Raw genomic sequence first — 20,161 nt, 5'->3', positions numbered from 1 at the left:
ACAAAAAAACCCCGGCCTCGGCCGGGGTTTTTTGTTGGGCCGGCGCCGGTGGCGATACCCCTTAACGGCGCTCGATGGTGAACCGACCCACGCCGACGCCCAGATCCCAGCCCTTGCCGGTGCCCGCCAGCGCGAGCGAGATATCGCCCTTGGTCATGACCTGGGCATTGCTGGATTTGTCCGCACCGGCATGCGCTTCAACGGCGGCATAGGAGCCGATCAGGTCGTTGACCGAGTAGGCGCCGGAGAACCTGCCCTTGCCGTCGACGATCTTGGATTTGCCGACGGTGAGGCCGCCGCCCTTGGCGGTGATCTTGACCGGGATGCGCGCGCCGTTGTCGCACTGGATCGTGCCCGTGCCGGAGGCCGTCTTGTACAGCACCGACCAGCCGGCCAGGTTGTAGTGCAGCTCGCAATCGATGTTGCCGGCCGCTTGTGCGGCCGGGACGGCCGAGATACCAGCCAGTGCGATCAGTGCCAGGGAAAACGTCTTCATGCGGGTCCGCTCGTACGCAGTGGGAACGAGGCGAATCTAGCAGCGCGCGCGTGTGGCGCGGATGATGCACTTCGCGCGCATCCGGCATCCGTTCAGCCGGATACGCATCAAGACCATCGGGTAGTGCTGCTTCAGCGATGTTCCTTGAGGCTGAAGCTGTCCGCGTCAAGCATCGCCGGGAAGCGCGCGCGGTGCGCGGCCAGGGCTGCTGCCGAAATGGAGGTGGTGACCACCTGCTCGCGTTCGCGCACTTCCACCTGCGGCTGGCCGAGGAAATCGATCACCGCACTGTCGCCGGCGTAATGCAGCTCATTGCCGTCGACACCGATCCGGTTGACCGCCGCCACATAGCAGAGGTTCTCGATCGCGCGCGCGCGCAGCAGCGTCTTCCAGGCGTAGGCGCGTGCCGAGGGCCAGTTGGCCACGAAAATCTGCAGATCGAAATCCAGCTGGTCGGTGCGCTCCACGTTGTAGCGGTTGCGGCAGAACACCGGGAAACGCAGGTCATAGCAGACCTGCGGATTGATCCGCCACCCCTTCCATTCCACGCACAGGCGCTCGCTGCCGGCGGCATAGCGCTCGTGCTCGCCGCCGTAACGGAACAGATGGCGCTTGTCGTAGTACTGCAGCCCGCCGTCCGGGGTGGCCCACAGCAACCGGTTGTAGACGCCCTCGCCCACCCGCAGCTGCACGCTGCCGGTGACCGCCGCGCCCAGCCGCACCGCCTGCTCGCGGATCCACGCCACCGTCGGGCCGTCCATGCCTTCGGCCTTGTCGATGGCGTCGTTGGAGAAGCCACTGGTGAAGGTTTCCGGCAGGATCACCAGATCGGTCTGCCCGGCCAGCGGTGCCAGCAGCGCGCCGTAATGCGCGCGGTTGCCGGCCGGGTCGTGCCAGCGGGTGTCGCCCTGGACCAGGGAAATGCGCAGGTCCTGCAGCTCGGTCACGGTGCTCATCACAGGGCCCGCAGACGTTCGATCGCCGCGTCCATCGTGGCGTCGTTCTTGGCAAAGCACAGGCGGACCAGGCGCTGGCCGGCCGGTGCGGTCTCATAGAACGGCGACAGCGGGATCGCCGCCACGCCCTTCTCGATGGTCAGCCACTTCACGAACGCGTGGTCCGGCAGATCGCTGATCGCCGAATAATCCACCAGCTGGAAGTAGCCACCCGGCACCGGCAGCGGCGCCAGGCGCGTGGTCAGCAGTTGCTCGCGGAAACGGTCGCGCTTGGCCTGGTAGAACGCGCCCAGTTCCAGATGATGTTCGGGCTTGTCGCGGATCATCGCGGCGAAGCCGTACTGCGCCGGGCCGAAGCTGGTGAAGGTGTTGTACTGGTGCACCTTGCGGAACTCGGCGGTCATCGCCGGCGGCGCGATCGCATAGCCGATCTTCCAGCCGGTGCAGTGGTAGGTCTTGCCGAAGCTGGAAATCACGAACGCGCGCTCGCGCAGCTCCGGATGACGCAGCGAGGATTCGTGGCGGCGGCCGTCGTAGATGATGTGCTCGTACACCTCATCGGAGATCAGGTAGATGTCGGTGCCGCGCAGCACATCGGCCAGGGCCTGCATGTCCTCGGCCGTCAGCATCGCGCCGGATGGGTTGTGCGGGGTGTTGACCATCAGCAGGCGGGTGCGCGGGGTGATCGCGGCACGCACGCGGTCCCAGTCGACCGCGAAGGTCTGCGGGTCGAGCGGTACGTGCACGGCGCGCGCGCCGGCCAGGTCGATGGCCGGTTCATAGCAGTCGTAGGCCGGGTCGAGCACGATCACTTCCTCGCCCGGCCGAACCACGGCGTGGATGGCGTTGAAGATCGCCTCGGTGGCGCCACTGGTGACGGTGATCTCGGTGTCCGGATCGACCTGGGCGCCATACAGATCCAGCGACTTCTGCGCGATGGCCTGGCGCAGCGGCGCCACCCCGGTCATCGGCGGGTACTGGTTGAGTCCACCCTGCATCGCGGCGATGGTTTCATCGATCAGCCGCTGCGGCGCGGAAAAATCCGGGAACCCCTGGCCAAGGTTGACCGCGCCGTGTTCGGCGGCGAGCTGGGACATCACGGTGAAGATGGTGGTGCCCACCTTGGGCAGCTTGGTTTGCGGTTGCATCGGCAGCAGGGAAAGAACCGGGGGAACTCCCAGTGTACGCAAATCATCCGGACCGTTCCCCCGATACAATGGCGGCCCATTCCGGTGCAAAGATCCCGCCCCTTGAACGCCCCTCCGTTGCTGGCCGCGCATGGCCTTGGCTTCAGTCGCAACGACGAACCCGTCTTCGGCCCGCTGGACCTGCACGTGGATGCCGGCGAAGCCCTGCTGGTGCAGGGCGACAACGGCGCCGGCAAGACCACCCTGCTGCGGGTGCTGGCCGGCCTGCTGCGCGCCGGCAGCGGCCAGGTCGAGATCGACGGCAAGCGCGCCGGGCACAAGGAGCGCGCGAACTATGTGGCCTACCTGAGCCACCTGCCCGCGCTGAAGCCGGACCTGGACACGCTGGAGAACCTGCATTTCCTGTGTGGGCTGCACGGCCGCCGCGCCCGCCAGATGCCCGGCAACGCGCTGGCGATCGTGGGCCTGGCCGGCTATGAAGACACCCTGGTCCGGCAGCTGTCGGCCGGGCAGAAGCGGCGCCTGGCGCTGGCCCGCATCTGGCTTTCGCCCGCACCGCTGTGGCTGCTCGATGAGCCTTACGCCAATCTCGACCTGGACGGCATCAACCTGGTAAACCGCATGATCTCCGCGCACCTGCGCAGCGGCGGCGCCGCCTTGGTCACCACCCACGGCGCGTATGCCGCGCCGCCGGTGCGCACGCGCCTGCTGACCCTGGGAGCGGCGGCATGATCGCGCCAGGCACCGAACCGGGTCTGTGGCAGACCGCGCGGGCGCTGATCGCCCGCGACATGCGCCTGCTCTGGCGGCGCCGCGGCGATGCGCTGCAGCCCTTGCTGTTCGCACTGCTGGTAGTGGTGCTGTTCGCCCTGGCGCTGGGCCGCGACCCGGAGGCGATGGCGCGCGTGGCCGCGGCGGTGATGTGGCTGGCGGTGCTGCTGGCCGGCCAGCTGGCGCTGGATTCTCTGTTCCGCAGCGATGCCGAAGATGGCTCGCTGGAGCAATGGCTGCTGGCCCCCGTCCCGCTGGCCTGGCTGGTGCTGGTGCGGGTGCTGGTGCACTGGGTCACCACCGCCCTGCCGTTGATCGTGATGTCGCCACTGCTGGCTGAAATGCTGCATCTGCCGCATGACCAGCTGCCGATGTTGCTGGCATCGTTGCTGCTGGGAACGCCGTTGTTGAGCCTGATCGGCGGGGTGGTCGCCGCGCTGACGGTCGGCATCCGGCGCTCTGGTATTCTCGTGGCGCTGCTGGCCCTGCCGCTGTATGTGCCGGTGCTGGTGTTCGGCGCGGGCAGCGTGGCGGCGGTCGCCCGCGGCCAGGACCCGGTCGGTGCGTTGCTGATGCTGGGCGCCGGGCTGGTGGTGGCGCTGGTGCTGGCGCCGCTGGCCACGGCCGCGGCCATCCGCATCTCGCTGAGTTGAGCGGTATGGCGTACTGTCGGTGGCGTGAGCTGTGTTGTGAGCGTCACCTGCCTCCGCGTCGTCCGTTGCCGAGCCACTCCACGTCCGTTCCATCGTCGCCCTTCGTTGGATAGCCACTGCCGCATGCACCCGATCGTCCGCTGGTTCCACCAACTCGGTTCGCCGCCCACCTTCGACCGCTTCGCCGCGCGCTGGTCGCGGGTGTTCTACCTGGCGGCGGTGCCGGTGCTGCTGGTCGGCATCTGGCAGGCACTGGCCGTCGTGCCGGCCGATTCCAAACAGCTGGACAGCTTCCGCATTCTGTACATCCACGTGCCCAGCGCGTGGATGAGCCTGTTCGTGTTCGCGCTGATGGCGCTGTATGCGGCGATCGCGCTGATCTGGCGGATCAAGACCTGCGAGATCCTGGCGATGGCCTGCGCCCCGCTCGGCGCCGGCTTCACCCTGATCACCCTGCTCACCGGCAGCATCTGGGGCAAGCCGACCTGGGGCACCTGGTGGGACTGGGACCCGCGCATGACCACCGAGTTGATCCTGCTGTTCCTGTATCTGGGCGTGATCGGCCTGTACCACGCCATCGAGGACCGTCGCAGCGCCGCGCGCGCGGCGGGCCTGCTGTCCATCGTCGGAGTGAGCCTGCTGCCGGTGATCCGCTACTCCGTGGAATGGTGGGGCAGCCTGCACCAGGGCCAGACCATCCGCCTGTTCGGCGAGTCCACGCTGGATGCCAGCATGGCGCTGCCATTGTGGCTGATGGTGATCGGCACCAAGCTGTGGTTCGCTGGTTCGCTGCTGGCCAAGGCCCGCGCCGACAATCTACTGCGCGAGGCCGGCAAAGCCTGGGTCGCCGCCGGCACTCGCGCACCGCTGGAGGACCGCCACCCATGACCCACCTGCCCTATGTCGTTGCCGCCTATGCGGTGTTCGTGCTGGTGCTCGGCAGCGATGCCATCGGCTCCTGGCTGCGCCTGCGCTGGGCGCGCCGCCTGGCCGCGCGCCGCCAGCAGCGCCAACAGGCCCGCACCGCGGCCGGCAGCACCCCGCCGCTGGCCCCGGAGCTGACCCGATGAATCCGGTCCGGCGTCGCCGCCTGCTCTGGGTGATGCTGCTGGTGCTGGCCTCCGGCCTGGCGACCACGCTGGTGGCGATGGCCCTGCAACGCAATATCGCCTACCTCTACACGCCCTCCGAAGTGCTGCGCGGCGATGCCGGCGACCACGCCCGGTTCCGCCTCGGCGGCATGGTGGTCAAAGGCTCGCTGCAGCGCGCGCCCGGTTCGCTGGATGCGCACTTCGTGGTCACCGACGGCGATGCCACGCTGCCGGTGGTCACCTCGCGGATCCTGCCGGACCTGTTCGCCGAGGGCACCGCCGTGGTCGCCACCGGACGCCTGCAGGACGGCCGCTTCATCGCCGAAGAAGTGCTGGCCAAGCACGACGAAACCTACATGCCCAAGGAAGTGGCCGACAAGATGGGCCAGGCGCACACCAAACACGATGTGCCCGTGCCGGCAGCGGAGACGTACTGAGTGCTGCCGGAACTGGGGCAGATCCTGCTGGTCATCGCGCTGTTGATGGCCGTGCTGCAGACCGTGCTGCCATTGTGGGGCGCGCATCGCGGCCGCGCCACGTGGATGGCGGTGGCGCGACCAGCCGCGTATGCACAGCTGGCGCTGCTGCTGGGCGCCTTCGGCGTCCTGACCGCCGCCTTCGTCACACAGGACTTCTCGGTGCGCTATGTGGCGGAGAATTCCAACTCGCTGCTGCCGCTGGCCTACCGTTACTCGGCGGTCTGGGGCGCGCATGAAGGCTCCCTGCTGCTGTGGGCGCTGGTGCTGGCGCTGTGGTGTGGTGCAGTCGCACTGTGGTCCAAGCGCCTGCCGGCCGAGGTCGCCGCGCGCGTGCTCGGGGTGCTCGGCATCATCAGCATCGGCTTCCTCGCCTTCCTGATCTTCACGTCCAATCCGTTCGCGCGGCTGATCCCGGCGCCACTGGAAGGGCGCGACCTCAACCCGCTGCTGCAGGACCCGGGGCTGATCATCCACCCGCCGATGCTGTACATCGGTTACGTGGGCTTCTCGGTGCCGTTCGCGTTCGCGATCGCCGCGCTGCTGGAAGGCCGCGTGGACGCGCGTTGGCTGCGCTGGACCCGGCCGTGGACCAACGTGGCCTGGGGCTTCCTGACCATCGGCATCGCACTTGGCAGCTGGTGGGCATATTACGAACTGGGCTGGGGCGGCTGGTGGTTCTGGGATCCGGTCGAGAACGCCAGCTTCATGCCGTGGCTGGCCGGTGCGGCGCTGATCCATTCGCAGGCAGTCACTGAAAAGCGCGGCAGTTTCGCCAGCTGGACGCTGCTGCTGGCGATCGCCGCGTTCGCACTGTCGCTGCTCGGCACCTTCCTGGTGCGTTCGGGTGTGCTGACCAGCGTGCATTCGTTCGCTGCCGATCCTTCTCGCGGCACCTTCATCCTGATCTTCCTCGCGCTGGTGATCGGCGGCGCGCTGCTGCTGTATGCATTGCGGGCCGGCGCGCTGAGCAGTGACGATCCGCGCCGCGGCTTCCTGCCGACCTCGCGCGAGACGCTGCTGCTGGCCAACAACCTGCTGCTCGCCGCCGCCTGCGGCATGGTCCTGCTCGGCACGCTGTACCCCCTTCTGGCCGATGCGCTGGGCCTGGGCAAGGTCTCGGTCGGCCCGCCCTACTTCGGCACGCTGTTCGTGGTGCTGATGGCACCACTGGTGGCGCTGCTGCCGTTCGGGCCGCTGGTGAACTGGCAGCGCGACCAGGCGTCGCGCCGGTTGGCGATGCTGGCCCCGTGGGCCGGGCTGGCGCTGCTGCTGGGCGTGATCGCGTACTTCATGGCGCCGCAGGGCGCGTTGAAGACCGCGGCCGGCGTGACCGGTGCGGCCTGGGTGGCGCTGGGTACCGGGCGCTTCGTCTGGACCCGCCTGCGCGGCAACGGCAGGTTCACCGCCGAGATGGTCGGCATGCTGCTCGCCCATGCCGGGGTGGCGGTGTTCCTGGCCGGCGCACTGCTGGTGGAGGCCTTGAACGTGCAGCGCGAAGTCGCGCTCGCTCCTGGCCAGTCGCTGGTCGTGGGCACGTACGAGGTGCGCTTCGAAGGCGTCGACCACCAGCAGGGACCGAACTATGTCGCCGATCGCGGCCACCTGCGCGTGTTCCAGCACGACCGTCAGCTGGCCCTGCTGCATCCGGAAAAACGCCTGTACGCCAGTGGCGGGCAGGTGATGACCGAGGCCGGCATCCACGCCCGCCTCAATGGCGATGTTTACGTGGCACTCGGCGAGTCACTGGGCAACAATGCATGGGCCGTGCGCGTGCACATCAAGCCGTTCGTCCGCTGGATCTGGCTGGGCGCGCTGCTGATGGCACTGGGTGGCTTCGTCACCGCCGCCGATCGTCGTTTCCGTCGTCCCTAGGAGTTCCCCGTGTCCGATCCCCGCCCTGCCTCCCGTCCGCTGCCCCCCGTGGCCATCGTCATCGGGGTGCTGTTCTTCTTCGGGCTGCTGGGGCTGATGATCTACGGGGTAATGAAATCCGGCGCCCCGGACCGCGACGTGCTGCCCTCGGCGCTGATCGGCAAGCCGGCGCCCGCCTTCGAACTGCCGGTGCTGCACGATCCGCACATCAAGGTCAGCAGCACTGAACTGCGTGGCGCTCCCTATGTGCTCAATGTCTGGGGCAGCTGGTGCGCGGCCTGCCGTGATGAACATCCGATCCTGACCCGGTTCGCCGAAACCAAGCGCGTGCGCGTGATCGGCTACAACTGGAAGGACGAACCGGCCGATGCGCTGCGCTGGCTGGAACAGCTCGGCAATCCGTTCGTGCTGGTGCTGAGCGACATCGAAGGCCGCACCGCGATCGACTGGGGCGTCACCGCCGCGCCGGAGACCTTCCTGGTCGACGCCAGCGGCGTGGTGCGCTGGAAGTACAGCGGCGCGCTCAGCCAGCGCGTGATCGATACCCGGCTGATCCCGGCGCTGGAAAAAGTGGAACGTGCCCATGCCGATGCCAAGCCGCAGCTGCCCGCGTCGCCGTAAGCGGCTGTCCTGCCGGATCGGCATGGCGCTGATCGCGCTGGCCTTGGCCCTGCCTTTGGCCGCGCCTGTGATGGCGCAGGCCGTCTCCGACCCGACCCCGTTGCAATACCGCGATGCCGCCGAGGAAGCCCGCTTCCATGCGCTGGCCGCCGAGCTGCGCTGCGTGCAGTGCCAGAACCAGTCGCTGGCCGACTCCAATGCGCAGATCGCGCACGACCTGCGTCGCGAAGTGCTGGTGCTGATGCAGCAGGGCAACAGCGATGCACAGATCAAGCAGTTCCTGGTCGACCGCTACGGCGAGTTCGTCCTGTACCGGCCACCGATGGAGGCGCGCAACGCGCTGCTCTGGTTCGGCCCGCCGGTGGCGCTGCTGATCGGCGCGGGCGTGCTGATCTGGGTGGTGCGCCGTCGCAGCCGTGGGATCGAACCGATGGACAAGAGCGAGGAGCGCTGGTGAGTCTCTGGATGGCCCTGAGTGCCGCGATCGTCGCCGCTGCCGTGGCGGCACTCGTACTGTGGCCGCTGCGTACAGGCGGCCAACGCCGCCCCTTCGTAATCGCCATGCTGGCCCTTGGGTTGGCCGGCGGGGCACTGTACCTGCTGGTCGGCACCCCGGACGCCGCCGAGCGCACCGCCGCCAGAGATACGCCCGCCACGCTGGAGGATGGCGTACAGGCGCTGCAACAGGCCCTGGCGAAAGATCCGCAACGCGCCGATGGCTGGGCGCTGCTCGGCCGCTCGCAACTGGCACTGGGCAAGCTGGACGAGGCTACGGCGGCGTTCGACCGGGCCGTGCGGCTCGCGCCGGACGACCCCGGCGTGCTGGTCGAGGCGGCCCAGGCACGCGCCCAGGCCGCGCCGGGAAAACAATTCGATGACCAGGCCCTGCAGTGGCTGCGCCACGCCAACGCGCTCGCGCCGGAGAGCGAACGCGCCGGCTGGCTAATCGGCATCGCGCTGCGCCAGCGCGGGCAGGACGCCGAGGCTGCGGCGGCCTGGGAAGCCCTGCTGCCACGCCTGGAGCCGGGCGTGGCGCGCGCACTGCGCGAGCAGATCGACATCGCGCGCCGCAATGCCGCGCTGCCGCCCCTGCCCGACACCCCCGCCCCTGCGCCGGCCGGCAACCATGCGCTCGCAGTGCAGGTGCGCTTCGCGCCGGGAACCGGAATGGATCCCGCGTGGGCAAACGCGACCGTGTTCGTGATCGCGCGCGTACCGGATGGCCCGCCGATGCCAATCGCCGTGCAGAAACACCCGGCCAGCCGGTTGCCACTGCTGGTCACGCTCGGCGATGGCGACAGCCCGATGCCGACCAGCACGCTGTCGCAGGTGCAGGAGGTGGAGATCTTCGCGCGGCTGTCGCGTTCGGGCCAGGCCAACCGCCAGCCGGACGATGTGGAAACCGCACCGGTACGGGTGCGCCTGCCGCATGCCGGGCCGGTCCCCCTGGTCTTCGAGCGCTTCTGATCCGTGCGCGGCCGCGACGCAGCGTGCCGCCCACCACCACGGTGCCATCGCGGCGCCCGGCTAGAATGCGCGCATGACTGAATTCATTCCCCCCGGCACCCGCTACCACGCCCTGCCCTCGCCATTCGCGTTCAAGCGCGGCGGTGAACTGCGCGATGCCCACCTCGCTTACGAAACCTGGGGTACGCTCGACGCGGATGCCGGCAATGCGGTGTTGATCGTCACCGGGCTCTCGCCCGATGCGCATGCCGCAGCCAACGCCGACAACCCGGCCGCCGGCTGGTGGGAGGCGATGGTCGGCCCCGGCAAGCCGATCGATACCGACCGCTGGTTCGTGATCTGCGTGAACTCGCTGGGCAGCTGCAAGGGTTCGACCGGCCCGGCCAGCATCGACCCGGCCACCGGCGAGCTGTACGGACTGCACTTCCCCGAGCTGTCGATCGAAGATGGCGCGCGTGCAGCGGTCGACGTGGTGCGCGCGCTGGGCGTCACCGAACTGGCGTGCGTGATCGGCAACTCGATGGGCGGGATGACCGCACTGGCGCTGCTGTTGCTGCATCCGGGCATCGCGCGCAGCCATATCAACATTTCCGGCAGTGCCCAGGCACTGCCGTTCTCCATCGCGATCCGCTCGCTGCAGCGCGAGGCGATCCGGCTCGATCCGCAGTGGAATGGCGGTCGCTATACGGACCAGGCTTACCCGGAATCGGGCATGCGCATGGCACGCAAGCTCGGCGTGATCACCTACCGCTCCGCCCTGGAGTGGGACGGCCGTTTCGGCCGCGTGCGGCTGGATTCGGACCAGGCCGACGACGATCCGTTCGGCCTGGAGTTCCAGGTCGAAAGCTACCTGGAAGGTCATGCCCGCCGTTTCGTGCGCTTCTTCGATCCCAACTGCTATCTGTACCTGAGCCGCTCGATGGACTGGTTCGACCTGGCCGAATACGCCGATGGCGATGTGATGGCCGGGCTGGCCCGCATCCAGGTGGGCAAGGCGCTGGCGATCGGGGCCAACACCGACATCCTGTTCCCCGTGCAGCAGCAACAGCAGATCGCCGATGGCCTGCGCGCCGGCGGTGCCGATGCGCAGTTCATCGGGCTGGATTCGCCGCAGGGCCACGATGCGTTCCTGGTGGACTTCGCACGGTTCGGGCCGGCGGTCCTTCACTTCCTCGATCAAATGGAGGGATAATAGATGCTTGAAAAATCACGGAAGAACAGCTTGAAAAGCCTCGAAGAAGTCGTTTCAGAGAAGCGGAATTCGCTAAAAACCGATCGCCTTGACATGTCATTTGGCGAACTCATGAGCATCTATGAAGATGGCGACCTCTTTATCGCTCCCGAGTATCAACGGGTGTTTCGCTGGTCTGCATTCCAGCAGACGCGATTCATTGAATCAGTCCTCCTCGGCATACCGATCCCCCCGATCTTTGTTGCAGAGGACGGCGCGGGGAAGTGGGAGGTTGTTGATGGCCTTCAAAGAATCTCTACGATTTTTTCGTTCTTTGGACTCCTAAGTTCCGTTCCTGAGAAGAATAATTCAACGCTGACAGAGGGCGAGATGGTGACCCAACTCGACGGCCTCACCAGCAAGACACTTCCACTCAAGCTCAAGACGACACTCAAGAGGTCCGTATGTCGGGTGGAGATTGTACGGTGGGATAGCGTAGAAGATATCCGGTACGAGCTGTTCAACCGCTTGAATACAGGTGCGAGCCCCCTTTCGGATCAAGAAATCCGAAACTGTATCTTCAGGGCTTACCCAGTGGACCTTAATGACATCCTAAGGAAAACTGCAAAAGCAGACCTCTTCCAGAAGCTTATCTGCCCCAGTGATGCAAAGAAGGAGGCGATGTACCTTGAGGAACTCACTCTTCGATTCTTCGCATTCAAGCATCTTGATGGAGATTTCAGAACCACCGTTCCTCAGTATCTGACCGAATTCATGAAATCGGTTTCAATGGGCTCAACGCCATTTGACCTGGCCAAGGAAGAGAGTTACTTCTTGGAGGTAATTGAATTCCTCAACGGCGCATATGGAAAGTCCCTGTTCAGGCCCAAGGGCAATTTCGCCCTACACCTGTTTGACTCCATTGCTTTTGCATTGCCCAAAAAGTTTAAAAAGATAAAAGGGAATGAGATTAAGATCAAAAAGAAGATCGACATCCTCCTCAAAGACAAAAATTACAATTCAATTGGAACTAGCACATTCTCGAACACCCGAATCCGCAACCGCATGACCAGAGCGTCTGAAATATTCAATGCAGCGTAACATCATCGAAGAGATAATCGCAGTTAACGAATGGAGACTGGGCGAATTTGCCAAGATGCGGATGAACTCACACTGCGTCGAGGAAGCGCTCTGGTGCAGAATGTGCATCCCAATGATCTATGCGCATTGGGAAGGCTACATCGTAGCATCCCTAAAAGTTCTGATTGACCATTTGAACGAGCTTCAGCTGCGAGCAGAGCGAATGCCCACAAAGCTTGTTGTGCTAGGACTTGGCGACACCTATAGAACATTGAGCGGAAAGCAATCATTTACGCAGCGCATTGCGTTCACTGAGAAATTCAAGGACCTTCTAAACACAACAATAATTTTCCAAAAAAAAATAAATACAAAATCAAACCTTAAATCAGAAGTTCTCGAAGAGCTTTGCAGCAACTATGGGTTTTGCTTCTCAAGTTTCGCACCGATCACAAATGACATAAATCGATTGGTGAACATTAGAAATGCAATTGCTCATGGCGAGAACAGCATCATCCCCAATATGGACAACATCAACAAGTACATCGACTCGGTCATCGCAGGGCATGACATCTTAAAATCTCAAATTGAAACATTCATCGAACGACAGGAGTATCTGTTGCCGCAGCCAGCCTAACAACAGAACACCCCAGATCGGCCTAATGATTGCTGGCTTCGGTGCCATTCACTGTAAATGTTACAAATATAATCAGATGCGCCTTCAAGGAAAGATCAGCGAGTGGAACGATGCGCGCGGCTTCGGCTTCGTGCAGCCCAATGGCGGTGGCGAGCGGTGCTTCGTGCATATCCGCGCGTTCGCCGCACGTGATCGACGCCCGGTGTTGGGCGATGTGATCACCTATGACGTGCAGACCGATGCACAGGGGCGCCGTAATGCCGCGGCGATACGGTTTGCGCCGGGCCGCGATGGTCGCCGCCCTGCTGCTCGCGCAGCGGCGCGGGGTGCGGGGCCGGATCGATTGCCACGTACGGCCATTGCGCTGGTGTTCCTCGCAGGCCTCATTGCCGTGGCGCTGTGGCAGCACTGGCCGATGTGGGTGCCGGGCATCTATCTTGTCCTGAGCGTGGTCACGTTTGCCTGGTACTGGCATGACAAATCCGCCGCGCAGCGTGATCGCCAGCGAACGCCGGAAAGCACCTTACAGGGGCTGGCTCTCCTGGGCGGCTGGCCGGGGGCGTTGATGGCGCAGGCCATGCTGCGGCACAAGAACCGCAAAGCGTCATTCCAGCAGGTGTTCTGGGTGGCGGTGGTGATCAACATCGTGGCGCTGGGATGGTTGATCCGCGACGGCAGGTTCCTCGGGTAGATCCACGCCATGCGTGGATGACGTTCCACGCTGTGTGCGGATCGCCTTCGCCGCTACCCTTCAAACCGACCATCCCGCAAACGATAACTGCGATGCACGATGCCCGCCGGCAGCTCGTCGTGGGTGATCATCAACAGACTGCGATCGCCCAGCGCCGCGACCATGTCGTGCAACAACGCATGCGCGGTATCCACATCCAGGCCTTCGGTCGGTTCGTCCAGCAACAGGATCGGCGCGTCACGCAGCAGCGCGCGCGCCAGCGCCAGGCGCCGCGCCTGCCCGGCCGACATGGTCGCGCCGTTCTCGCTGACCCATGCCGAGAGCCCGCCGATCTGTTCGGCCCACGTCTGCAGCCGCACCTCTGCCAGCACCTGCCACAGGCGCGCGTCGCTGGCCTGAACATCGCCGAGCCGCAGGTTGTCCGCCACGGTGCCGGCAAACACCGGCGCATTCTGCGGCAACCAGGCGATCTGCCGATGCCAGTCGGCCTGCGCGAAACCGCGGATATCGGCATCACCGTAACGCACGCTGCCAGTGTCCGGATCCCATAGCCGCAGCAACAACGAGGACAGCGTGGTCTTGCCGCTGCCGCTGTCACCGCGGATCGCGATCCGTTCGCCCGGCGCGAGCTGCAGCTGCACCTGGTCGAGCAGAACGCGCGTCTGGCCGGGCCAGCGGAACACCACCTGATCGAACCGCAGCGTCGCGGGCACGGATGGCACGGCCACCGGCAGCTGCGCCTCAACCACACCCGGCGCCTGCTCCACGATCGCCTCCAGCCGCACCGCGGCGACCCGGCCGGACAACCAGGATTGCCAGGCCAGGCCGATACCGGCCCACAGCTCCAGCAGTGCGACGGTCAGGAACACCAGCGCGGCCGCCATTGCCGCATCCACGCTGCCGCGTTCGAAGGCGTGCAGGGCCAGCCACAGCATCGCGACCAGCCCGACCGCACCACACAACCCATGCAGCCCATTACCGCTGATCAGGCGCCAGCGGCGACGCTTGTCGCGCGACTTCAGCTGCTTTGCAGCGACCAGCACGCGCTGGTTCCAATGCTCGCGCGCCTGCAGCGCGGCAAGGTCAGCCGCGCCTTCCAGCCCTTCGAAGGATTGGGTGCGCAGTTGCGCGCGGTGCAGCGCGCGATCACGTTCCTGGTCGGCCGCACCGCGCACGGTCAGCCACGGCACCCCCACGCCGATCAGCAAGGCGAGCACCGCCAGCAGGCCAGCCGCCGGCAGGTAGATGAGGCCGGCCGAGACCACCGCTACCAACGAGATACCGCCCAGCGCCAGCAGCGGACCGATCGCACGCACCAGCAGGCCATCGACCTCGCCGATATCCGACATCAACCGCGCCAGCAGTTCACCGGTGCGTACACCCGCCAGACGGGCTGGCGCCAGCGGCAGCGCGCGCCGGAAGAACCACACGCGCAGATCGCGTGCGATGCGCAGGGTGACGTCGTGGCCGACCAGCTTTTCGAAGTAGCGCGACACGATCCGCGCCATGGTCAGCCCGCGGATGCCTGCGGAAGGCGAGAAGAAGTTGAAGCCATTGCCGAGCCCGGCCGCTCCGGCCAGCGCGGCCGCGGTGAGGAAGCCACCGGACAACCCCAGCAGGGCGGTGCCGGCCAGCATCGTGGTCCACAGCAGCAGCACGGTCAGCAGCAGCCGACCGCGATGCCGGGTGAACACGCCCTTCAGCGAATCGATCCGGACGGCCTTCATGCCGACACCTCCGAAGCCAGGCGTGCACCGTTGGCGGTCAGGGTCAGGCGGGTATCGGCCCAGCGCATCGCGATCTCGCTATGGGTGGCGATCACCACGCTGCGCCCGCGTGCGAAGGCGGCCAGGGTGCGCAGCAGGTCGGCTTCGGTCTCCGGATCAAGAAATGCGGTCGGCTCATCGAGCAGCAGCAGCTGCGGATCGCGCAGCAGCAGCCGCGCCAGTCCGATCCGGCGCGCTTCGCCGCCGGACAGGCCGAAGCCGCGTTCACCGATCACCGTGTCCAGCCCCTGCGGCAACGCGGCGGCGAAGCGCATCACCTGGGCGGCCTCGGCCACGGCGCGCAGGTGCGCATCGGTCGCGCCCGGTGCCGCCAGGCGCAGGTTGTCGGCGATGGTGCCGTGGAACAGATACGGGCGCTGCCCGGCATAACCTACCTCCAGCCCAGGGCGCAGCACGATGCTGCCTTCGCGCGGTGGCAGCCACCCGGCCAGCGCTTCGAGCAAGGTGCTCTTGCCGCTGCCGCTGGGGCCGACCAGTGCCACGCGCTGCCCCGGCTCGATCTGGAACGAGAGCTGCTGCACCACATCGCGATGCGCACCGAGCGGGCGCAGGCTCACCCCGCGCACCAGCACCGGTGGCGCATGCTGTTCCAGCAGTTCCGGAGCACGCGCGGTAGCCGGCGATGCCTCCTCGGCCCCGGTGGCCGCCGGCAGCTCGCCAAGCAGGCGTTCCACTTCGGCCGCGGCAGCCAGCGCGTTGGCGCGGTCGTGATAGTGCGCTGCCAACCGCCGCAGCGGCGCATAGAATTCCGGCGCCAGCAGCAGGCAGAACATGCCCACGCCCAAGCTCGGCACATGCGCGTGCAGCGTCATCAGGCCGAGATAGCTCAGGCCCAGATACAGCGCGACCATGGCCACGCTGACCGACGCGAAGAACTCCAGCACGGTGGAGGACAGGAAGGCGATGCGCAGCACTTTCAGGGTGCGCTCGCGCACGCCTTCAGCGGCGGTGGCCACGCCGTCCAGCTCGGCCTCGCCCCGCCCGTACAGGCGCAGCAGGCCCAACCCCTTGATGCGATCGGCGAAATGGCCGCTCATCCGAGCCAGTTCGCCCAGCTGGGCCCGCCCGGCCGCTTCAGCGCCCCAGCCGACCAGCATCATGAAGAACGGCACCAGCGGCGCGGTGAACAGCAGGATCAGCGCGATCACCCAATCGGTCCATGCCACCGCGATGGCGATCAGCAGCGGCACCACCACCACTTCGATGCGGACCGGCTGGTACCCCGAGTAATAATTCTCAATCGCATCGGCGTGGGCCAGCATCAGCTCGCCCAGCTCACCGGTGCGCTGCTGGCGCAGCCACAGCGGGCCGCGGCCAAGCAGCCGTTGATACACCCGTTCACGCAGGGCCAGCCGCGCGGCATCGGCAACATCGCCAGCGGCAGCCTGGGTCGCGCTGCCCAACAGGGTGCGGATGCCGAGCACCGCCAGCAGCCCCAGCAGGACCGGCGTTGCCTTGGCCAGCGGGCGATGATCGACCAGCACCGCCTGGATCAGCCACGCGATGGCGGCCGCCTGCCCGATCAGCAGCGCACCGGACAGGCAGATGCAGACTGCCGCCAGGCGCTGCTTGCCGCGCGCGGCAGCCGCCAGCCCGCCCAGCCAGTGCAGCCGCTGCCGGCGCAGGGCGGTTGTCTCAACAATCGACGCGTCGGGGGGTATGCTCAAAACAAGTCACTGGCGGCCACAGGGAGGTTCCGTCGATTGTAGTAGGTGCTGGCCCCGCCCCCGTGCGGCCAGCGGTCGCAGGGGATGGGATGGCATACGATCCCCGTGCGAGTGCGTTTGTACATTGATCTGAATCAAGGCTGTTTGAAGTTGCTGGTCACAGAATTCACCCCGTAGACCCCCCTTCCCGCCACCTGAAACGGCAAAACCCAACGAGGTAGCCAGGCCATGATTGATCAGACAGTCGTAGAACTGTCGCGGCTGCAATTCGCTCTGACCGCGATGTACCACTTCCTTTTCGTTCCCCTCACGCTTGGCCTGTCCTTCATGGTGGCCATCATGGAGAGCGTCTACGTCATGACCCGCAAACAGGTCTGGCGCCAGATGACGCTGTTCTGGGGCACGCTGTTCGGCATCAACTTCGCCATCGGCGTCGCCACCGGCATCGTGATGGAGTTCCAGTTCGGCATGAACTGGTCGTACTACAGCCACTACGTCGGCGACATCTTCGGCGCACCGCTGGCGATCGAAGGCCTGATGGCGTTCTTCCTGGAAGCGACCTTCATCGGTCTGTTCTTCTTCGGCTGGAAGCGCCTGAGCCCGGTCAAGCACCTCACCGTGACCTGGCTGATGGCCCTGGGCACCAACCTCTCGGCGGTGTGGATCCTGATCGCCAACGGCTGGATGCAGAACCCGACCGGCGCGATCTTCAACCCGGAGACGATGCGCATGGAGGTGGTGGATTTCGCCGCCGTGCTGTTCAACCCGGTGGCGCAGGCCAAGTTCGTGCACACGGTCAGCGCGGGCTACGTGACCGGCGCGGTGTTCGTGATGTCGATCAGCGCGCTGTTCCTGCTGCGCAACAAGCACCGGGACATGGCGCGTCGCTCCTTCGCGGTGGCGGCCGCCTTCGGCCTGCTGTCCTCGCTGTCGGTGGTGGTGCTCGGTGACGAGAGCGGTTACGCCGCCAGCGAACACCAGAAGATGAAGCTGGCCGCGATCGAAGCGATGTGGGAAACCGAGCGTGCCCCGGCCGACTTCACCGCCTTCGGCATCCCGAACCAGACCACCCAGCAGAACGACTACGCGATCAAGATCCCCTACCTGATGGGCCTGATCGCCACGCGTTCGCTGAACCAGCCGATCCCGGGCATCCTGGAGCTGGTGGAACGTGCCGAGCACCGCGTCCGCGGCGGCCAGTTGGCCTACGGTGCGCTGGAGCGCGTGCGCAAGGACAAGAACGACGTCGAAGCGCGCGAGATGTTCGACCGCCATTGGCAGGATCTGGGCCACGGCCTGCTGCTCAAGCGCTACCGCGAGGACATCCTCAACGCCACCCCGGAAGAAATCTCCAAGGCGGCGATGGACACCGTGCCGCGGGTCGCCCCGCTGTTCTGGACCTTCCGCATCATGGCCGGGCTGGGCTTCTACCTGATCGCCTTCTTCGCACTGGCGTTCTACTACTCGTGCCGCCACAACTTCCAGGACAAGCGCTGGTTCCTCAAGCTCGCCGTGTGGACGCTGCCGGCGCCGTGGATCGCGATCGAATGTGGTTGGTTCGTGGCCGAGTATGGCCGCCAGCCATGGGCGGTGGACGGCGTGCTGCCGACCTTCTACGCCGCTTCGGGCCTGGCCCTGCATGAAATCCTGACCACGCTGGCGGTATTCACCGGCCTGTACACGGTGCTGCTGGTCATCGAAGTGAAGCTGATGCTCAAGGCGATCCGCAAGGGTCCGGACGACATCCTGCCGTCGCTGCAGGCTGCCGCCACGCCCCTTTCCCCCAATGCCGCTGCGCCGACCCACGGTCGGGCGTAAGGCAGGAGAACCCAGATGGAATTCATTGGACTCGATTACACCACGCTCCGCGTGATCTGGTGGCTGCTGCTCGGCATCCTGCTGATCGCCTGGGCGGTGATGGACGGTTTCGACCTCGGCGTCGGCACGTTGCTGCCGTTCGTGGCCCGCACCGATGACGAACGTCGGTTGGTGATCAACACCGTCGGCCCGGTGTGGGAAGGCAACCAGGTGTGGCTGGTGCTCGGCGGCGGTGCGATCTTCGCCGCGTGGCCACCGCTGTATGCGGTCAGCTTCTCCGGCTTCTACCTGGCGGTGTTCCTGATGTTGTTCGGGCTGATCCTGCGCCCGGTCGCCTTCAAGTACCGCAGCAAGATGCCCAGCAAGCGCTGGCGTGAGAACTGGGACCGTGCGCTGTTCGTCGGCGGTCTGCTGCCGGCACTGATCGCCGGCGTGGCGGTGGGCAACGTGCTGGTCGGCGTGCCGTTCCACTTCGATGACAGCATGCGCATCTTCTACACCGGCACGCTCATCGGCCTGCTCAACCCGTTCGCCCTGGTGGCCGGCCTGGTCAGCGTGGCGATGGTGGTCTCGCACGGTGCCGCAATGCTGGTGCTCAAGACCGACGGACCGGTCGCGGAGCGCTCGGCCCGCTACGGCAGCGTCGCGGCAGTGCTGACCTTCGTGCTGTTTGCCCTGGCCGGCGTCTGGGTGGCCTTCGGCCTGCCGGGCTACCAGATCACCTCGCAGGTGGTCACCGATGGCCCGACCAACCCGCTGCTCAAGACCGCTGCCGTCGGTGCGGTGGCCGGTGGCTGGCTGCGCAACTACCAGACCATGCCGCTGACCCTGCTGGCCCCGCTCCTTGGGCTGGTCGGTGCGCTGGCCAGCGCGGTCCTGCTGCGGGCCCGTCGTGGCGGCCTGGCCTTCCTGGCCTCGGGTGCCTCGATCACCGGCATCATCCTGACCGTCGGCTTTGCGATCTTCCCGTTCCTGCTGCCCTCCTCCAGCCAGCCGGGTTCCAGCCTGACGGTGTGGGACAGCTCCTCCAGCCACCTGACCCTGGGGATCATGCTGATCGCCACGGCCATTTTCCTGCCGATCATCATCGCCTACACCTCCTGGGTCTATCGCGTGATGAAGGGCAAGACCACGGCCGAAGACATGGGCGACAACCCCAACGCTTACTGACGCGCCCCACGGCGCCATAGGAGACTTACCATGTGGTACTTCGCTTGGATTCTGGGTGCAGGGCTGGCCTCGGTCGTGGCCATTCTCAACGGCATGTGGTTCGAAGCCCGCGAGCAGAGCCGTACGGATCACGAAAAAGGCTAAAAAAAGGTTGCCGATCGGGTCTTCACACCGTATCCTTGTCGGCTCCTTCGGGGTGTAGCTCAGTCTGGTAGAGCGCTACGTTCGGGACGTAGAGGTCGCAGGTTCGAATCCTGTCTCCCCGACCACTCCGGTGGTCGTATTGAAGCCTGGGAACACGTTTCCAGGCTTCTTTATCAAGGGCCGTGGCAACAGGGCACCGAAGGTGAACAACGCGATCCCCCCTTGCCGCCGACCGGCGGGATCGATACAATAGGCGGCTCCTTACGGGGTGTAGCTCAGTCTGGTAGAGCGCTACGTTCGGGACGTAGAGGTCGCAGGTTCGAATCCTGTCTCCCCGACCATCTGATGGTCACAATCAAGCCTGGAAGACAGCACTGTCCTCCGGGTTTTTTTGTGCGCGCATTCGGCATGCAGATCGTGGTGATCACCGCGCGCTCTTTGAGAA

Annotated in this window: 21 protein-coding genes and 2 tRNA genes; 18 read left to right on the top strand and 5 right to left on the bottom strand. The window is 65.8% G+C overall.

Going from position 1 to position 20,161, the window contains the following annotated elements; all coding sequences use genetic code 11:
• Positions 1–61: 61 nt before the first annotated feature.
• The 3 genes from AC07WC_RS13205 to AC07WC_RS13195 form a co-directional block, all read right to left on the bottom strand.
• Positions 62–496, bottom strand: coding sequence for a hypothetical protein (locus AC07WC_RS13205; RefSeq protein WP_495210401.1), 435 nt, complete (start codon positions 494–496; stop codon positions 62–64).
• A gap of 131 nt (positions 497–627) precedes the next feature.
• Positions 628–1,434, bottom strand: coding sequence for an amidohydrolase (locus AC07WC_RS13200; protein WP_495210526.1), 807 nt, complete (start codon positions 1,432–1,434; stop codon positions 628–630).
• A gap of 17 nt (positions 1,435–1,451) precedes the next feature.
• Positions 1,452–2,600: a pyridoxal phosphate-dependent aminotransferase gene (locus tag AC07WC_RS13195; protein WP_495210400.1), complete on the bottom strand. Its 1,149-nt coding sequence runs from the start codon at positions 2,598–2,600 to the stop codon at positions 1,452–1,454.
• Between the two features lie 102 nt (positions 2,601–2,702).
• Here AC07WC_RS13195 and ccmA point away from each other — a divergent pair, with 102 nt between their 5' ends.
• The 13 genes from ccmA (at position 2,703) to AC07WC_RS13130 (ending at position 13,130) form a co-directional block, all read left to right on the top strand.
• Complete coding sequence (gene ccmA / locus AC07WC_RS13190) at positions 2,703–3,332, top strand: heme ABC exporter ATP-binding protein CcmA (protein ID WP_088434712.1); 630 nt, start codon at positions 2,703–2,705, stop codon at positions 3,330–3,332.
• Positions 3,329–4,024, top strand: a complete 696-nt coding sequence (gene ccmB, locus AC07WC_RS13185; protein ID WP_495210399.1) for a heme exporter protein CcmB — start codon at positions 3,329–3,331, stop codon at positions 4,022–4,024. The genes ccmA and ccmB overlap by 4 nt, the downstream gene beginning before the upstream one ends.
• Before the next feature lie 123 nt (positions 4,025–4,147).
• Positions 4,148–4,912 carry a heme ABC transporter permease CcmC gene (gene ccmC / locus AC07WC_RS13180; RefSeq protein WP_495210398.1) on the top strand — a complete coding sequence of 255 codons (765 nt, stop codon included), beginning with the start codon at positions 4,148–4,150 and terminating at the stop codon, positions 4,910–4,912.
• Positions 4,909–5,094: a heme exporter protein CcmD gene (ccmD, locus tag AC07WC_RS13175; protein WP_495210397.1), complete on the top strand. Its 186-nt coding sequence runs from the start codon at positions 4,909–4,911 to the stop codon at positions 5,092–5,094. Before ccmC ends, ccmD begins: the two co-directional genes overlap by 4 nt.
• On the top strand, positions 5,091–5,552 hold the full coding sequence (gene ccmE / locus AC07WC_RS13170) for a cytochrome c maturation protein CcmE (RefSeq protein WP_495210396.1): 462 nt from the start codon (positions 5,091–5,093) through the stop codon (positions 5,550–5,552). The genes ccmD and ccmE overlap by 4 nt, the downstream gene beginning before the upstream one ends.
• Positions 5,553–7,466: a heme lyase CcmF/NrfE family subunit gene (locus AC07WC_RS13165; RefSeq protein ID WP_495210395.1), complete on the top strand. Its 1,914-nt coding sequence runs from the start codon at positions 5,553–5,555 to the stop codon at positions 7,464–7,466.
• 9 nt (positions 7,467–7,475) lie between these two features.
• Entirely contained in the window at positions 7,476–8,087 is a 612-nt protein-coding gene (locus AC07WC_RS13160) for a DsbE family thiol:disulfide interchange protein (RefSeq protein ID WP_495210394.1), read from the top strand.
• 16 nt (positions 8,088–8,103) lie between these two features.
• A complete protein-coding gene (locus AC07WC_RS13155) occupies positions 8,104–8,544 on the top strand; it encodes a cytochrome c-type biogenesis protein (RefSeq protein ID WP_495210525.1) in 441 nt (146 codons plus the stop codon).
• A complete protein-coding gene (locus tag AC07WC_RS13150; protein ID WP_495210524.1) occupies positions 8,538–9,554 on the top strand; it encodes a tetratricopeptide repeat protein in 1,017 nt (338 codons plus the stop codon). The genes AC07WC_RS13155 and AC07WC_RS13150 overlap by 7 nt, the downstream gene beginning before the upstream one ends.
• A 73-nt stretch (positions 9,555–9,627) precedes the next feature.
• Entirely contained in the window at positions 9,628–10,746 is a 1,119-nt protein-coding gene (metX, locus tag AC07WC_RS13145; RefSeq protein WP_495210393.1) for a homoserine O-acetyltransferase MetX, read from the top strand.
• A gap of 30 nt (positions 10,747–10,776) precedes the next feature.
• Positions 10,777–11,826 carry a DUF262 domain-containing protein gene (locus AC07WC_RS13140; protein ID WP_495210392.1) on the top strand — a complete coding sequence of 350 codons (1,050 nt, stop codon included), beginning with the start codon at positions 10,777–10,779 and terminating at the stop codon, positions 11,824–11,826.
• Entirely contained in the window at positions 11,816–12,439 is a 624-nt protein-coding gene (locus AC07WC_RS13135; protein ID WP_495210391.1) for an MAE_28990/MAE_18760 family HEPN-like nuclease, read from the top strand. The genes AC07WC_RS13140 and AC07WC_RS13135 overlap by 11 nt, the downstream gene beginning before the upstream one ends.
• Positions 12,440–12,515: 76 nt before the next feature.
• Positions 12,516–13,130, top strand: coding sequence for a DUF1294 domain-containing protein (locus AC07WC_RS13130; protein WP_495210523.1), 615 nt, complete (start codon positions 12,516–12,518; stop codon positions 13,128–13,130).
• A 53-nt stretch (positions 13,131–13,183) separates the two neighbouring features.
• On the opposite strand, the gene cydC is transcribed toward AC07WC_RS13130, so the two are convergent.
• Entirely contained in the window at positions 13,184–14,857 is a 1,674-nt protein-coding gene (gene cydC, locus AC07WC_RS13125; protein ID WP_495210390.1) for a thiol reductant ABC exporter subunit CydC, read from the bottom strand.
• Positions 14,854–16,584, bottom strand: coding sequence for a thiol reductant ABC exporter subunit CydD (gene cydD / locus AC07WC_RS13120; RefSeq protein ID WP_495210389.1), 1,731 nt, complete (start codon positions 16,582–16,584; stop codon positions 14,854–14,856). The genes cydC and cydD overlap by 4 nt, the downstream gene beginning before the upstream one ends.
• 228 nt (positions 16,585–16,812) lie before the next feature.
• Here cydD and AC07WC_RS13115 point away from each other — a divergent pair, with 228 nt between their 5' ends.
• The 5 genes from AC07WC_RS13115 to AC07WC_RS13095 all read left to right on the top strand — a co-directional run bounded on the left by AC07WC_RS13115 (position 16,813) and on the right by AC07WC_RS13095 (position 20,057).
• Entirely contained in the window at positions 16,813–18,402 is a 1,590-nt protein-coding gene (locus AC07WC_RS13115) for a cytochrome ubiquinol oxidase subunit I (RefSeq protein WP_495210388.1), read from the top strand.
• A 15-nt stretch (positions 18,403–18,417) separates the two neighbouring features.
• Positions 18,418–19,572 carry a cytochrome d ubiquinol oxidase subunit II gene (gene cydB / locus AC07WC_RS13110; RefSeq protein ID WP_495210387.1) on the top strand — a complete coding sequence of 385 codons (1,155 nt, stop codon included), beginning with the start codon at positions 18,418–18,420 and terminating at the stop codon, positions 19,570–19,572.
• Positions 19,573–19,602: 30 nt separating this feature from the next.
• Positions 19,603–19,716 (top strand): cytochrome bd-I oxidase subunit CydX, encoded by a 114-nt coding sequence (gene cydX / locus AC07WC_RS13105; RefSeq protein ID WP_495210386.1) that lies wholly within the window; start codon positions 19,603–19,605, stop codon positions 19,714–19,716.
• Between the two features lie 48 nt (positions 19,717–19,764).
• A tRNA-Pro gene (locus AC07WC_RS13100) sits at positions 19,765–19,841 on the top strand.
• Between the two features lie 139 nt (positions 19,842–19,980).
• Positions 19,981–20,057, top strand: a tRNA-Pro gene (locus tag AC07WC_RS13095).
• Positions 20,058–20,161: the final 104 nt, after the last annotated feature.

The organism is Stenotrophomonas sp. GW821-FHT01H02A (assembly GCF_059422145.1).
This window is presented reverse-complemented; position numbering and strand designations above follow the sequence as displayed.